At 72.3% G+C, this 14,921-nt stretch carries 10 protein-coding genes; 3 read left to right on the top strand and 7 right to left on the bottom strand.

Annotation, left to right across the window (positions count from 1 at the left end):
• Positions 1 to 6 precede the first annotated feature (6 nt).
• The 3 genes from WJM95_RS24605 to WJM95_RS24595 are packed head-to-tail and all read left to right on the top strand — an operon-like array spanning position 7 to position 6,835.
• The gene (locus WJM95_RS24605; RefSeq protein ID WP_339131968.1) at positions 7 to 5,142 is read left to right on the top strand and encodes an ATP-dependent helicase; all 5,136 of its coding nucleotides are present in this window, start codon (positions 7 to 9) and stop codon (positions 5,140 to 5,142) included.
• A gap of 32 nt (positions 5,143 to 5,174) precedes the next feature.
• A complete protein-coding gene (locus WJM95_RS24600; RefSeq protein WP_339131967.1) occupies positions 5,175 to 6,041 on the top strand; it encodes a DNA-formamidopyrimidine glycosylase family protein in 867 nt (288 codons plus the stop codon).
• Positions 6,042 to 6,073: 32 nt separating this feature from the next.
• Positions 6,074 to 6,835 carry an SDR family NAD(P)-dependent oxidoreductase gene (locus WJM95_RS24595; protein WP_339131966.1) on the top strand — a complete coding sequence of 254 codons (762 nt, stop codon included), beginning with the start codon at positions 6,074 to 6,076 and terminating at the stop codon, positions 6,833 to 6,835.
• Here WJM95_RS24595 and WJM95_RS24590 read toward each other — a convergent pair.
• From WJM95_RS24590 to WJM95_RS24560, 7 genes are all read right to left on the bottom strand, one after another.
• Positions 6,783 to 7,160 (bottom strand): hypothetical protein, encoded by a 378-nt coding sequence (locus tag WJM95_RS24590; protein ID WP_339131965.1) that lies wholly within the window; start codon positions 7,158 to 7,160, stop codon positions 6,783 to 6,785. The two genes, WJM95_RS24595 and WJM95_RS24590, sit on opposite strands and share 53 nt — an antisense overlap.
• Positions 7,161 to 7,518: 358 nt before the next feature.
• The gene (locus WJM95_RS24585) at positions 7,519 to 7,896 is read right to left on the bottom strand and encodes a helix-turn-helix transcriptional regulator (RefSeq protein ID WP_148010798.1); all 378 of its coding nucleotides are present in this window, start codon (positions 7,894 to 7,896) and stop codon (positions 7,519 to 7,521) included.
• 109 nt (positions 7,897 to 8,005) lie between these two features.
• Positions 8,006 to 8,551, bottom strand: a complete 546-nt coding sequence (locus WJM95_RS24580; protein WP_339131964.1) for a CinA family protein — start codon at positions 8,549 to 8,551, stop codon at positions 8,006 to 8,008.
• Positions 8,548 to 9,291 carry a CDP-diacylglycerol--glycerol-3-phosphate 3-phosphatidyltransferase gene (pgsA, locus tag WJM95_RS24575; RefSeq protein WP_339131963.1) on the bottom strand — a complete coding sequence of 248 codons (744 nt, stop codon included), beginning with the start codon at positions 9,289 to 9,291 and terminating at the stop codon, positions 8,548 to 8,550. The genes WJM95_RS24580 and pgsA overlap by 4 nt, the downstream gene beginning before the upstream one ends.
• Entirely contained in the window at positions 9,288 to 10,763 is a 1,476-nt protein-coding gene (gene rimO, locus WJM95_RS24570) for a 30S ribosomal protein S12 methylthiotransferase RimO (RefSeq protein WP_339131962.1), read from the bottom strand. The genes pgsA and rimO overlap by 4 nt, the downstream gene beginning before the upstream one ends.
• 91 nt (positions 10,764 to 10,854) lie before the next feature.
• The gene (locus WJM95_RS24565; protein WP_339131961.1) at positions 10,855 to 11,712 is read right to left on the bottom strand and encodes a RodZ domain-containing protein; all 858 of its coding nucleotides are present in this window, start codon (positions 11,710 to 11,712) and stop codon (positions 10,855 to 10,857) included.
• 335 nt (positions 11,713 to 12,047) lie between these two features.
• Positions 12,048 to 14,798, bottom strand: a complete 2,751-nt coding sequence (locus tag WJM95_RS24560; RefSeq protein WP_339131960.1) for a DNA translocase FtsK — start codon at positions 14,796 to 14,798, stop codon at positions 12,048 to 12,050.
• Between the last annotated feature and the right edge of the window lie 123 nt (positions 14,799 to 14,921).

Raw genomic sequence — 14,921 nt, 5'->3', positions numbered from 1 at the left:
GGACGCATGGTCAGCTCCGCACACCGAGCGCTCGACGGCTTCTCCCCCGCGACCCGCGGCTGGTTCACGGGGGCCTTCTCCGCGCCCACCGCGGCCCAGGCCGGGGCCTGGGCGGCCATCGGCGCGGGCTCGGACGTGCTGGTCGTGGCACCCACCGGTTCCGGCAAGACACTGGCCGCGTTCCTCGCCGCGCTCGACCAGCTGGCCTCGACGCCGCCCCCGGCGGACCCGCGGAAGCGCTGCCGGGTCCTGTACGTGTCACCGCTCAAGGCACTCGCGGTCGACGTGGAGCGCAATCTGCGCAGTCCGCTGACCGGAATCCGGCAGGAGTCCGTGCGGCTCGGACTGCCGGAGCCCGAGGTGAAGGTGGGCATCCGCTCCGGCGACACCCCGCCCGCCGAGCGCCGGGCGCTGGCCACCCGTCCGCCGGACATCCTGATCACGACCCCCGAGTCGCTGTTCCTGATGCTGACGTCGGCCACCCGCGACGCGCTGACCGGCATCGAGACGGTGATCCTGGACGAGGTGCACGCGGTCGCGGGCACCAAGCGCGGCGCGCATCTGGCGCTCACGCTGGAGCGTCTCGACGAACTGCTGCCCAAGCCCGCCCGGCGCATCGGCCTCTCCGCGACGGTGCGTCCCGTGGACGAGGTGGCGCGCTATCTCTCGCCCCACCGCAAGGTGGAGATCGTCCAGCCGCCGTCCGGCAAGGAGTTCGACCTCTCCGTGGTCGTCCCGGTGGAGGACCTGGGCGAGCTGGGGGGATCCCCGGCCGCCGACGGCAAGGAGGGCGCGGAGAAGCCGTCCATCTGGCCGCATGTCGAGGAGCGGATCGCCGACCTCGTCCAGTCCCACCGCTCGACGATCGTGTTCGCCAACTCGCGCCGCCTGACCGAGCGGCTGTGCAACCGGCTCAACGAGATCGCCTACGAGCGGGCGACCGGCGAGCCCTTGGAGGAGGCGCACGCGCCGGCCGAGCTGATGGGCGGTTCGGGCGCGGCCCAGGGAGCGCCGCCGGTCATCGCCCGCGCCCACCACGGTTCGGTCTCCAAGGAGCAGCGGGCACAGGTCGAGGAGGACCTGAAGGCCGGCCGTCTGCCCGCCGTGGTCGCCACCTCCAGCCTCGAACTGGGCATCGACATGGGCGCGGTCGATCTCGTCGTCCAGGTGGAGTCGCCGCCGTCCGTGGCCTCGGGGCTCCAGCGGGTGGGCCGCGCGGGTCACCAGGTGGGGGCGGTCTCCACCGGTGTCGTCTTCCCGAAGTACCGGGGTGACCTGGTGCAGGCGGCCGTGGTGACCGAACGGATGCGCACCGGCTCCATCGAGTCCCTGCGGGTCCCCGCCAATCCCCTGGACGTACTGGCGCAGCAGCTGGTCGCCATGACGGCGCTCGACACCTGGCAGGTCGACGATCTGCTCACCACGGTCCGCCGGGCGGCTCCCTTCGCCTCGCTCCCGGAGTCGGCGTTCACCGCCGTCCTCGACATGCTCGCGGGCCGCTATCCGTCCGACGCGTTCGCCGAGCTGCGGCCCCGGGTGGTGTGGGACCGCGTGGCGGGCACGGTGACCGGCCGCCCCGGCGCCCAGCGTCTCGCCGTCACCTCCGGGGGCACCATCCCCGACCGCGGACTCTTCGGAGTGTTCCTCGCGGGGGCCGACCCCAAGAAGGGCGGCGGCCGGGTCGGCGAGCTCGACGAGGAGATGGTCTACGAGTCCCGGGTGGGCGATGTCTTCACCCTCGGCACCAGCTCCTGGCGCATCGAGGACATCACCCGGGACCGGGTGCTCGTCTCCCCTGCGCCCGGTGTCCCCGGCCGGCTGCCCTTCTGGAAGGGCGACCAGCTCGGGCGGCCGCTCGAACTGGGGCGCGCGGTGGGCGCGTTCCTCCGCGAGGTCGGATCGCTCCCCGAGGGCGACGCCCGGCTGCGCCTGCTCGCCGCGGGCCTGGACGCCTGGGCCGCCGACAACGTCATCGCCTACCTCAAGGAACAGCGCGAGGCGTGCGGACACATCCCGGACGACCGCACGATCGTCGTCGAACGCTTCCGCGACGAGCTGGGCGACTGGCGCGTGGTCGTGCACTCCCCGTTCGGCGCCCAGGTCCACGCCCCCTGGGCCCTCGCGCTGGGCGCCAAGCTCTCCGAGCGGTACGGCATGGACGCCCAGGTCATGCACGCGGACGACGGCATCGTGCTGCGGCTGCCCGACGCCGATCTGATGAGCCTTGACCTGCTCGACCAGGCGCCCTCGAAGTCCGGCACGGAGTGGGACACGGAGCAGGCCCCGGTCGGCGCGGCGGACGTCGCCTTCGACAAGGGCGAGGTCAACCAGATCGTCACGGACCAGGTCGGCAGCTCGGCCCTCTTCGCCGCCCGCTTCCGCGAATGCGCCGCCCGCGCCCTGCTGCTGCCGCGCCGCAACCCCGGCAAGCGCACCCCTCTGTGGCAGCAGCGGCAGCGCGCCGCCCAGCTCCTCCAGGTGGCCAGCGAGTTCGGTTCGTTCCCGATCGTCCTGGAAGCGGTCCGCGAATGCCTCCAGGACGTCTTCGACGTGCCGGGGCTCACGGAGCTGATGGGCGACATCGAGTCCCGCAAGGTGCGGCTCGTCGAGGTCACCACCCCCGAGCCCTCGCCCTTCGCCCGCTCCCTGCTCTTCGGCTACGTCGCCCAGTTCCTGTACGAGGGGGACTCGCCGCTCGCCGAGCGGCGGGCGGCCGCGCTGTCGCTTGACTCGCGGCTGCTGGCCGAACTGCTGGGCCAGGCCGAACTGCGTGAGCTCCTGGACGCCGACGTCCTGGCCGATCTTGAGCGCGAGCTCCAGTGGCTCACCGAGGACCGGCGCATCAAGGACGTGGAGGGCGTCGCCGACCTGCTGCGCCTGCTGGGGCCGCTCACCCGGGCCGAGCTGGCCGAGCGGGGCGCGGAGCCGGAGTGGGCGTCGGAACTGGCCGCCGCCCGCCGCGCCATCCGGGTCCGCGTCGCCGGAGCCGATCACTGGGCGGCGATCGAGGACGCGGGCCGGCTGCGCGACGCGCTCGGCACGGCATTGCCCGTCGGTGTCCCGGAGGCCTTCACCGAGCCGGTGAAGGATCCCCTCGGCGATCTCCTCGCCCGGTACGCGCGCACCCATGGGCCGTTCACCTCGGCGACGGCCGCCGCCCGCTTCGGCCTCGGCACGGCCGTCACCGACGGCGCGCTGCACCGCCTCGCCACGAGCGGCCGGGTCGTCCAGGGGGAGTTCCATCCGGCGGGCATCGGCCAGGAGTGGTGCGACGCGACGGTGCTGCGCAGGCTGCGCCGTCGTTCGCTCGCCGCGCTGCGCCATGAGCTGGAGCCGGTCCCGCCCGCCGCGCTCGCCCAGTTCCTGCCGCAGTGGCAGCACGTGGGCAGCGGGCACGGCCTGCGCGGTGTCGACGGACTGGTGCGTGCCGTCGAGCAGTTGCAGGGCGCGTCGGTGCCGGCGTCCGCGCTGGAGAAGCTCGTGCTGCCGTCCCGGGTCGCCGGTTACACCCCCGCTCTGCTGGACGAGCTCACGGCCGCCGGCGAGGTGGTGTGGGCGGGGGCGGGTTCCCTGCCGGGCAAGGACGGCTGGGTGTCGCTGTATCTCGCGGACGCCGCCCCCCTGCTCCTTCCTGCGGCACACCCCCTGGAGCCGACGGCGCTGCACCAATCGGTCCTCGACGCCCTCTCGGGGGGCTACGGCCTGTTCTTCCGCCAGATCGCCGACCAGGTCCGCGCCACCACGCACCCCGACGCGACCGATCCACAGCTCGCCGACGCCATCTGGGAGCTGGCCTGGTCCGGACGTCTGACGAACGACACGCTCGCGCCGATGCGCTCCCTGCTGGGTTCGGGCCGCACCGCGGGTTCGACGGCCCACCGTGCCAAGCGAGCGGTCCCCCGGGGGCGTTACGGCTCCCTGACGGGAGGAGCGCGCCCCCAGTCGCGCACGGGTCCCCCCACCGCGGCGGGCCGCTGGTCACTGCTGCCCGGGCGTGAACCCGACCCGACGGTCCGCGCCCACACCCTAACCCGCACGCTGCTCGACCGGCACGGAGTGGTGACGCGGGGGGCCGTGGCGGCGGAGGGTGTCGAGGGAGGCTTCTCGGCCGTGTACCGCATCCTGTCGGCGTTCGAGGACAGCGGCCAGGCACGGCGGGGGTATGTGGTCGAGGGGCTCGGCGCGGCCCAGTTCGCCATGGACGGCGCGGTCGACCGGCTCCGGGCGGTGGCGAACGCGCGTGACCGGGGCGTCGCCCTCATCGAGCCGCCCCTCCAGGACAACTCCCCCGCCGCCCACGGTTTCCCGGACAGCGCCGCCTTCCGGCGTTCCGGTTCGGCGGGCCACGACGGCAAGGGGCACGGCAGCGACGCCTTCACGGACGGGAGCGACCTCACCGACGGCGGTCCGGACGCCCTGAACGGCCTCCCCGCCGGCCACGCCCCCGGCTCTCCGGTCGACCCCGAGTTCCCCTTCGACCCCGATTCCCCGCTCGGCCCCGTCTCCCCCCTGGACCCCGGCTCCGCCCACGACTTCGGCTCCGCCCACGACTTCGATTTCGGCGACGACCACACCTTCTCCGCCGACTCCGCCCTCTCGGCCGGCTCCCCGCACCCCGACGGGGCCTACCCTGACGGGCGGCACGGCGGGAACAGCCCGACCCGCCGCGGTGGCTCGCGGTACCCGGCGAACGGCGCCGGCCACCCCGGCGGTGCGGGTTTCGCGGGCGCCGGCTCCCGGCCCCGTACCGCCTCCCCTGCCGTCGTACTGGCCGCGGCCGACCCCGCCAACGCGTACGGCGCGGCCCTTCCCTGGCCCGAGTCCCCGACCGAGGCGGGCCACAAGCCGGGCCGCAAAGCGGGTTCGCTGGTCGTCCTGGTCGACGGTGAACTGGCCCTGTACATGGAGCGCGGCGGCAAGACCCTGCTGGCCTGGCCGGCCGACCCGGACGCTCCCGTCTCGCGGGACACCCGACTGGGCACCGCGGCGGAGGCGCTCGCCGCGGCCGCCCGCGCGGGCTCGCTGGGCACCGTCACCGTCGAGCGTGTCAACGGCGCCTCGGCCCTCACCTCGCCCCTCGGCACCCTTCTGGAAGGAGCAGGCTTCATCGCCACCCCGCGTGGGCTCCGCCTTCGCGCCTGACCGACCGCCCCCCACCGTGCCACCCTGGAGCCATGCCCGAAGGAGACACCGTCTGGCAGGCCGCGAGGCGTCTGCACGTCGCCCTCGCGGGCAAGGTCCTGACCCGTTCCGACCTGCGGGTGCCGCGGTACGCCACGGCCGACCTCACCGGCCGCTCCGTCCTGGACGTCACTCCGCGCGGCAAGCACCTCCTCACCCGGATCGAGGGCGGACTGACCCTGCACTCGCATCTGCGGATGGACGGCGCGTGGAAGGTGTACGAGAACGGCCGCCGCTGGAGCGGAGGTCCCGGGCACCAGATCCGGGCCGTCCTCGGCACGGAGGACCTGACGGCGGTCGGCTACCGCCTGCCCGTCCTGGAACTGCTCCGCACCACCGACGAGTCCCGCGCGGTCGGCCACCTCGGCCCCGACCTCCTGGGCCCTGACTGGGACCCGGCCCGAGCCCTGGAGAACCTCCGGCGCGACCCCGGCCGCGCCCTCGGCGAGGCCCTGCTCGACCAGCGCAATCTCGCCGGCATCGGGAACGTGTACAAGAGCGAGCTGTGCTTCCTGCTCGGGGTCACGCCCTGGCTCCCCGTGGGCGCGCTGCCCGCCGACCGTGCCGTCCAGCTGCCGGTGCTCGCCAAGAAGCTGCTGGAGTTCAACCGCGACCGTCCGGTCCGTGTCACCACCGGGCGCCGCGAACAGAGCCTGTTCGTGTACGGGCGCGCCCCACGGCCGTGTCTGCGCTGCGGCACGCCGGTCCGCTCGGGGAACCAGGGCGACGGATCCCGTGAACGGCCGACGTACTGGTGTCCTCGGTGTCAGGCGGGCCCCACCCCGCGCGCGGACGCAGGCCGGGGCATCGTCGCGGCGCACCGCCGCACCGGACAGGAGCAGTCCCGTCCAACCAATTGACGACCCGTCAGATTCCTTCGTACGGTCCCTTCATGGGTCTTCCCGCGTACGACCTCATCGGACGCACCGCTTTCGTCACCGGCGCGGGCAGCGGCATCGGCCGCGCGACGGCGGTCCTGCTGGCGCAGGCGGGCGCCACCGTGCACTGCGCGGACATCGACGAGCAGGGCGCCCACGAGACGGCGACGCTGATCAAGGAACTGGGCGGCACCGCCCTCGGCCACCGGCTCGACGTCAGGGACCGGGACCGGTTCCGGGCGGCCGTCGCCGCGTGCGGCCCGCTCCACGTCATGGCGGCGATCGCCGGGATCATGCACAGCAGCCCCGTCCTGGAGACCCTGGACGAGGACCTGGACCGGGTGCTGAACGTCAACTTCAAGGGGGTCCTGTACGCGTGTCAGGAGGCCGCCCGCTCCATGATCGCGCACGGTGTCCGCGGCAGCATCGTCACCATGGCGTCGGGCGCCATCGACTCCGGCGGTCCTGGCCTGCTGTGCTACAGCGCGGCCAAGGCGGCCGTCGTCCAGCTGACGAAGACGCTGGCGACCGAGGCCGGCCCGCACGGCATCCGCGTCAACGCGGTGGCGCCGGGCTGGATCCGCACCCCCATGACCGACCGCCACGGGGAGCGGCAGGCCCACACCGAGGCGTTCATGGCGCGCCTGTCGCCGCTGGGCCGCGTCGGGGAGCCCGAGGACATCGCCCACGCCGTGCTGTACCTGGCCTCGGACGCCTCGGTGTTCACCACCGGCCAGATCCTCCGCCCCAACGGCGGCGTCGCCATGCCTTGGTAGCACCCCCGCGCCCCGTCCCGCCCTCGCGCCCGCGTCCCCTCGCGCCGCCGCTCCCACGCCCCGTCCCGTCCACGCGCCGGGCCCACGCGCCACCCCCGCGTCGCGTCGCCCGCCCCCGGCCCCGCCACCGGTCCGCCCCCACGGCACCGGCCGCCCGGGACTTCGGCACGCAGTGGACCGGCAGCAGGCTGAGCCCCCACCCGCCCGCGGCGACCGTTCCCTCCAGCACCCCGGCACCGGGCACCACCGCGAGCCGGAGCACGCTGAACCACCACAGCGCACCGAACACCACACACGCCCCCCGGCGCACTATTCGCCCTGCCATGGCACCCTCCTCCGGCGCGGCACCGGGCCGCCGATCTCACGCGCGAGCAGGCCGCACCGACGGCATCTGGCACCGGCCCGGGCTGAGCGGAGCGCCTCGCCGCTCGCGAGGGCGGCCCGCACCGGCCCGGCCGGGTCCCTCCACCACGGAGGGGCCTCTCCACCATGGAGGCCGCACCGGATACCGGCAAACGGACCCACGAGGGACCACGGGGACCACGAAAGCCCAGGCCGGGCTCTCTCCAGGCCCCCCGGGGAACGCGAAAGCCCCGGCCCGGCTTCTCCGGGTCTCCCCGGGGAAGCCCCGGCCGGGGCTTCGGTGGTACGTCTGCCGGCTCGGCGAGAGCGAGCCGGGAGCGTCAGGCGGCGACGACGTCGACCGCTTCGGCAGGCGCCTTGATCGTGACCCGTTCCGGTGGCACACCGGTCACCGAGACGGAATTGAGCATCGGGCGACGCACCGGTGCGGGCACCGGATCAGTGGCCGCTGCCGACTGTGCCAGCTCGGCGAGGGCGAGCTCGTCGCTCACTTCCCGCATGAGCTCGGACATCCGTACGTCCAGCGCGTCGCAGATCGCGGAGAGCAGTTCGGAGGACGCCTCCTTCTGCCCCCGCTCCACCTCGGAGAGATAGCCGAGTGAGACTCGGGCGGACGAGGAGACTTCGCGCAGAGTACGGCCCTGGCGCTGGCGCTGCCGACGCAGCACGTCACCCAGCAGGCGACGGAGCAGAATCATCGGTGGCTCCCTCCTCGGACCGCGTAGCCGCATCCTTCACGCCCCACCGTACCGCCTTGCGCCGCGGCCGTGCGGGGAGCGATGTCGTGTTCACTCAGGGCTGCAAACATCAAAACCCCCCGTTCTGTTCCGTATCCTGTGCCCGCTCATTTCCGGTCTGTTCGCCCGCGAGCTCCCCAAGGAGCAGCGCGAGTACGCTGCGTACACTCTCCATACGGATTTCCGCCCGGTCGCCGTTCAACCGCAGCGGCGCCACTTTCCCGCCACGGGGGGTGCCGGACGGCGCTTCGAAGGGCCCGTCGACGGCCACGTAGACCGTACCGACCGGCTGCCCGTCCTGGGGGTCGGGACCGGCGACGCCGGTGGTCGCGATCCCCCAGTCGGCGCCGAGCGCCTCGCGGACTCCCGCCGCCATCTGTGCCGCGACCTGCGCGTCCACCGCTCCGCGCTCGGCCAGAAGAGTGGCGTCGACGCCGAGCAGCTCGTGCTTCAGTTCGGTGGCGTACGCGGTCACGGAGCCCCGGAACACCTTCGAGGCACCCGGAACCGCGGTGATCTCCGCGGCCACCAGGCCACCGGTGAGCGACTCGGCGACGGCGAGCGTCTCGCCCTTCACTGTGAGTAGTCGCACCACTTCGGTGGCCGTGGGAGTCACCGCTCGGCCTCCGCGGCGGCTGCCCGCCGCTCGGCGATTCCGCGGCGGCGCAGCACAATGGCCTGTCTCACATAGTCGATTCCGGTGACCACGGTCAGCACGACCGCGACGGCCATCACCCAGAACCTCAGCGTGGCCAGCGCCCCGGTCAGCGGCAGGATGTACATGCCGACCGCCGTGCCCTGGGCCAGCGTCTTCAGCTTGCCGCCGCGGCTCGCCGGGATGACCCCGTAGCGGATCACGACGAAGCGCAGCAGGGTGACGCCGAGCTCGCGCCCGAGGATCACGAAGGTGACCCACCAGGGCAGATCGCCGAGCCCCGACAGGCAGACGAGCGCCGCGCCCATGATCGCCTTGTCGGCGATGGGGTCGGCGATCTTCCCGAAGTCCGTGACGAGGTCGTACGTGCGCGCCAGGTGACCGTCGAAGATGTCGGTGATCATGGCGACGGCGAAGGCGGCCCAGGCCCAGGCCCGCGTGGCCGGGTCGTATCCGCCGTCGGCCAGCATCAGCGCCACGAAGCCCGGTACGAGGACGAGCCGGATCATGGTCAGGATGTTGGCGATGTTCCACAGGCTCGCCTGGTTGACGGCCGCGGCGCCCAGTTTCCCGCCACGCGGTGTCTTCGGGCTTCCCGGAGCGCCGGACGTGCCGTCCGGGGCATCGGATGCGCCGGGGGCGCCCGTCGCGCCTTTGGCGCCGGGGGAGCCGCCCGCCGCGGATGCCGGGGCTCCGGTCATCTGGCCGCCTCCTCAGCGCTCGAGAGCGAGCCCGGAAGCGGCTCGGCCACCAGGTCGACACCTTCCGTGCCGACCACCTTGGCCTCGACGATACGGCCGACAGTCAGACCCTCGCCGCTCGTGAAGAGCACCTGGCCGTCCGTCTCCGGCGCCTGGTGCGCGGCGCGGCCGTACGCGCCGTCCTCGTCGTCGATGCCCTCGACGAGCACGTGGACGGTCTCGCCGACGCGTTCCTCGGCCCGCTGGGCGACCAGTTCCTCGGCGAGTCGCGACACGCGGGCGAGGCGCTCGGCGACGACGTCCTCGTCCAGCTTGTTCTCGTACGTCGCCGCTTCGGTGCCCTCCTCGTCCGAGTACCCGAAGACACCGATCGCGTCGAGGCGGGCGCCGGTGAGGAAACGCTCCAGCTCCGCGAGGTCGGCCTCGCTCTCGCCGGGGAAGCCGACGATGAAGTTGGAGCGCACGCCGGCCTGCGGGGCCTTGGCGCGGATGGTGTCGAGCAGCTCCAGGAACCGGTCGGTGTCGCCGAAGCGGCGCATCGAGCGCAGCACGTCGGGCGCGGAGTGCTGGAAGGACAGGTCGAAGTACGGGGCGACGTTCGGCGTCGAGGTCAGCACGTCGATGAGTCCGGGGCGCATCTCGGCGGGCTGGAGGTAGCTCACCCGCACTCGCTCGATGCCGTCGATCTCGGCCAGCTCGGGGAGCATCGTCTCCAGGAGACGGATGTCACCCAGGTCCTTGCCGTACGAGGTGTTGTTCTCGGAGACGAGCATCACCTCCTTGACGCCCTGCTCGGCGAGCCAGCGGGTCTCGTTCAGGACGTCGCTGGGGCGGCGCGAGATGAACGAGCCGCGGAAGGAGGGGATGGCGCAGAAGGTGCAGCGGCGGTCGCAGCCGGAGGCCAGCTTCACGGAGGCGACCGGGGAGCCGTCCAGGCGGCGGCGCAGGGGCGCGCGGGGGCCGGAGACCGGGGCGACGCCCTCGGGGAGGTCGGTGGGGGCGCCGTGGCCGGGCAGGGCCACTTCCTCGCCGGCGCTCTGCCGCTCGGCCGGGCTGATCGGCAGCAGCTTGCGCCGGTCACGCGGGGTGTGGGAGGCGTGGATGCCGCCGTTCAGGATGGTCTGGAGGCGGTCGGAGATGTCGGCGTAGTCGTCGAAGCCGAGCACGCCGTCGGCCTCGGGAAGCGCCTCGGCGAGTTCCTTGCCGTACCGCTCGGCCATGCAGCCGACGGCGACGACAGCCTGCGTTCTGCCGTGCCCCTTGAGGTCATTGGCTTCGAGCAGGGCGTCGACGGAGTCCTTCTTGGCGGCTTCGACGAAGCCGCAGGTGTTGACGACGGCGACATCCGCTTGTTCGGCGTCCTCCACGAGTTGCCAGCCGTCCGCCTCCAAGCGGCCTGCGAGCTCCTCCGAGTCCACCTCGTTACGGGCGCAGCCAAGGGTGACGAGTGCGACGGTACGGCGTTCAGGCATGGGCTCAAGACTACTTTGTCTGGCCGACGCCCCACGTCGACGGGGTTGGCCGATCTTGGCCAACCCCGTCGACGGTGTGCTACAGGGACCCCTAGCCGACCTGCGGGTCGCCCTTGGTGTACGTCAGACGCTCCACCGCGCCCGGCTGGAACTGATCCTCGATCTTCTTGCCGTTGACGAACAGCTGGATGGCTCCGGCGTCGCCGAGGATGAGGTTGATCTTGGAGCTGTCCTGGAAGGTCTTGGACTCGCCCTGCTTCAGCAGCCCGTCGAAGAGCATCCGGCCGTTGTGGTCCTTGGCGGAGATCCAGCTGCGTCCGTCCGCGGCGCTGACCTGGACGGTCACCTTGTCCTGCGGGGCGGCCGCGATGGCGCTGTCGGACGGCTCGGGCTTCGGGTCGGCGGGCTTGGTGGCGGTCGCGGACGGTGAGGGGGCCTTCTTGGTGATCGGCGTGGACCCCTCGGCGACCTGGGTCTTCGAGTCGTCGCCGTTGCCGCCGCCCTTGACCATGGTGAACCCGGCGAAGCCGATCACCGCGACGATCGCGGCGACCATGGCGGCCGTCCAGTTCGGTCCGCGGCGCTCGGGACGGATGCGTTCCGCCTCGAAGAGCGGCGCGGCGGGCGTCGGCGCGGGACGTCCGCCGTGCTCGGCGTCGTACTGCGCGAGCAGCGGAGCCGGATCGAGCCGGACGGCGCGGGCCAGGGTCCGGATGTGCCCGCGCGCGTAGACGTCGCCGCCACAGGGGGCGAAGTCGTTCTGTTCGATGGCGTGGATGATCGTGATACGGACGCGGGTGGCGTTGCTGACGTCGTCGACGGTCAGGTGGGCCTCGATGCGTGCCTTCTGAAGGGCACGGCCGATCGAGGGCCGCTCGGCCGCAAGGTCGTCTTCGAACGGACGCTCGTCTTCGGGGGAGTTGCCGTCAGGTGAGTTGACGATGGACACGGGGGCGCCTTTCGAGCGTGTAGCCACCTGTGCTGGAAGTACAGTTTAGGGGGGGTACGAAAGGGTGGGGCAACCGGGCGGTGGGACTTTGTACGCCATCAGAATGGCCGGTCATCCTGATATAGGGACATGGTGGCGTCCCTTCGCACAACTTGACGTGCGACAAGGCGAAACGGTTGCTCACCGACTCCTTACGGGTGAGTCACGTTCATGCATCAGCCAGGTTCGGAACATGACGTTCCGCCATCCGCCCGACAGCGCGGCCGCTCCCCGAGCGACCGCCCCGTACGCACCCTGCCGTTGCCGGCCACACCGTCCCCCCTCGCCGAGGGGCTCTACGCTTCTGCTTCCCCGCGCATGACGGCCAACACCCCGTCCAGCTCGTCGGCCTTCACGAGGACGTCACGCGCCTTGGAACCCTCGCTCGGTCCCACGATCCCGCGCGACTCCATGAGGTCCATGAGCCGGCCCGCCTTGGCGAAGCCGACACGCAGCTTGCGCTGGAGCATCGAGGTCGACCCGAACTGCGTGGAGACGACCAGTTCGGCGGCCGCGCACAGCAGGTCGAGGTCGTCACCGATGTCCTCGTCGATCTCCTTCTTCTGCTTGGTCTCCACCGTGACGTCGTCCCGGAAGACGGGCGCCATCTGATCCTTGCAGTGCCGGACGATCGCCGCGACTTCGTCCTCGGTGACGAAGGCGCCCTGCATACGCGTGGGCTTGTTGGCCCCCATCGGCAGGAAGAGTCCGTCGCCCTTGCCGATGAGCTTCTCGGCGCCGGGCTGGTCGAGGATGACCCGCGAGTCCGCGAGGGACGAGGTGGCGAACGCCAGGCGGGAGGGCACGTTCGCCTTGATCAGACCCGTGACGACGTCCACGGAGGGCCGCTGCGTGGCGAGCACCAGATGGATGCCGGCCGCGCGCGCCAGCTGCGTGATGCGCACGATCGAGTCCTCGACGTCACGCGGCGCCACCATCATCAGGTCGGCCAGCTCGTCGACGATCACCAGGAGGTACGGGTACGGGCTGAGCTCGCGCTCACTGCCCTCGGGCAGCTTGACCTTGCCGTTCCTGATGGCCTCGTTGAAGTCGTCGATGTGCCGGAACCCGAACGCCGCGAGGTCGTCGTAGCGCAGGTCCATCTCCCGTACGACCCACTGGAGCGCCTCGGCTGCCCGCTTCGGGTTGGTGATGATCGGGGTGATCAGGTGCGGGATGCCCTCGTAGGCGGTCAGCTCGACGCGCTTGGGGTCCACGAGGACCATCCGCACGTCCTCGGGGGTCGCCCGGACCATGACCGAGGTGATCAGGCAGTTGATGCAGGACGACTTGCCGGAACCGGTGGCACCGGCGACCAGGACGTGCGGCATCTTCGCCAGGTTGGCCATCACATAGCCGCCCTCGACGTCCTTGCCGAGCGCGACCAGCATCGGATGGTCGTCCTCCGCCGCGTCCGCGAGCCGCAGCACGTCACCGAGGTTGACCATCTCGCGGTCGGTGTTGGGGATCTCGATGCCGACCGCCGACTTGCCGGGGATCGGGCTGATGATCCGCACATCGGGGCTGGCGACCGCGTACGCGATGTTCTTGGTGAGGGCGGTGATCCGCTCGACCTTCACGGCGGGGCCGAGCGTCACCTCGTAGCGCGTGACCGTCGGCCCGCGGGTGAAGCCCGTGACGTCGGCGTCCACCTTGAACTCGGCGAACACCTGCCGCAGGGAGTCGACGACCGCGTCGTTGGCGGCGCTGCGGGTCTTGCCGGGACCGCCGCGCTCCAGGAGGTCGAGCGAGGGCAGCGCGTACGTGATGTCCCCGGAGAGTTGGAGCTGCTCGGCGCGCGGGGGCAGCTCGCGCGGGGCGTCGGGCGCGGCCTTGGTGAGGTCGGGCACGACGGACTCGACCGGCAGGCTCTCCTGCTTGGGCCGCTTGGCGCCCGGGACCACCTTGGCGCGGGCGGCCGGCACCGGGGTCGTCTCCTCGTACCCCTCGCGCTCCACGCTGACGCCGTGCGTCAGATCGGCGACCAGGGGCGAGGGCGGCATCCCGTGCAGCACGGCTCCGTCCAGCGCCGCTGCGGCGGCCGCGGCGACGTCCACGGCGTCCATCGGCCGGTTCATGTCGGGCTGCTGCGCGCCGGGCCGCCGGGGACGGCCCCTGCGCCGGGTGAGCGCCTCCTGCTCGGCGTCGACGGCGTCGTACGCCTCGGGGGCGCGCGAGCGTCCGCCGGGGCGCGGCGTGATCCCCTCGCGCCACTGCTCGTCGTAGCGCTCCTCGTCCTCGCGGAACGCGTCCTCGTCGAAGTCGGCCTGGACGACGCCGAGTTTCTGGCCGAGCAGCCGCAGCCGCTGCGGGATCGCGTTGACCGGGGTCGCGGTGACGACCAGCAGTCCGAAGATCGTGAGCAGCACCAGCAGCGGTACGGCGAGGACGTCACCCATCGTGTACGTCAGCGGGGTGGAGGCCCCCCAGCCGATGAGCCCTCCGGCGTCCCTTATCGCCTGCATGCCGTCGCTGCGCGCGGGCGAACCGCACGCGATGTGCACCTGACCGAGCACACCGATCACGAGCGCCGACAGACCGATCACGATGCGGCCGTTGGCCTCGGGCTGTTCGGGGTGCCGGATGAGGCGCGCCGCGATCACGGCGAGGAGTATCGGGACGAGGAGGTCGAGACGGCCGAAGGCGCCGGTGACCAGCATCTCGACGAGGTCGCCGACGGGACCGCGCAGGTTGGACCACGTGCCCGCGGCGACGATCAGCCCGAGACCGATCAGCAGGAGCGCGAGCCCGTCCTTGCGGTGTGCCGGATCGAGTCCCTTGGCCCCCCGCCCTATCCCGCGCAGGGTGGCTCCGACGGCGTGGGCGATGCCCAGCCACAGGGCGCGTACGAGTCGGTACACGCCCGCGGTCGGGTTGGGCGCCGGCGCCGGGGCGGGCTTCTTCGCGGGGGCCCTCTTGGCCGGCGCCTTGGCGGCGGCCTTCTTCACGGGGGCCTTTTTCGCGGGGGCCTTCTTCGCCGGAGCCTTCGTCGGAGCGGCCGCCTTCTTCGCGGGCGGCTTCTTGGCTGCGGACTGACGTGAGGCCATGTGTGTGAGGTTACCGGTGGAGTGGACGGCGGCACGTGTGCCTCCCCCAAGTTCTCGACTTCGCTCGAACAGGGGGAATCCCGACTTCACCCGATCGTGTCAGCCTTGCCGGGAAAGGAACTG

Origin of the sequence: Streptomyces sp. f51 (genome assembly GCF_037940415.1) — a bacterium.
Taxonomy (GTDB): Bacteria; Actinomycetota; Actinomycetes; order Streptomycetales; family Streptomycetaceae; genus Streptomyces.
This window is presented reverse-complemented; position numbering and strand designations above follow the sequence as displayed.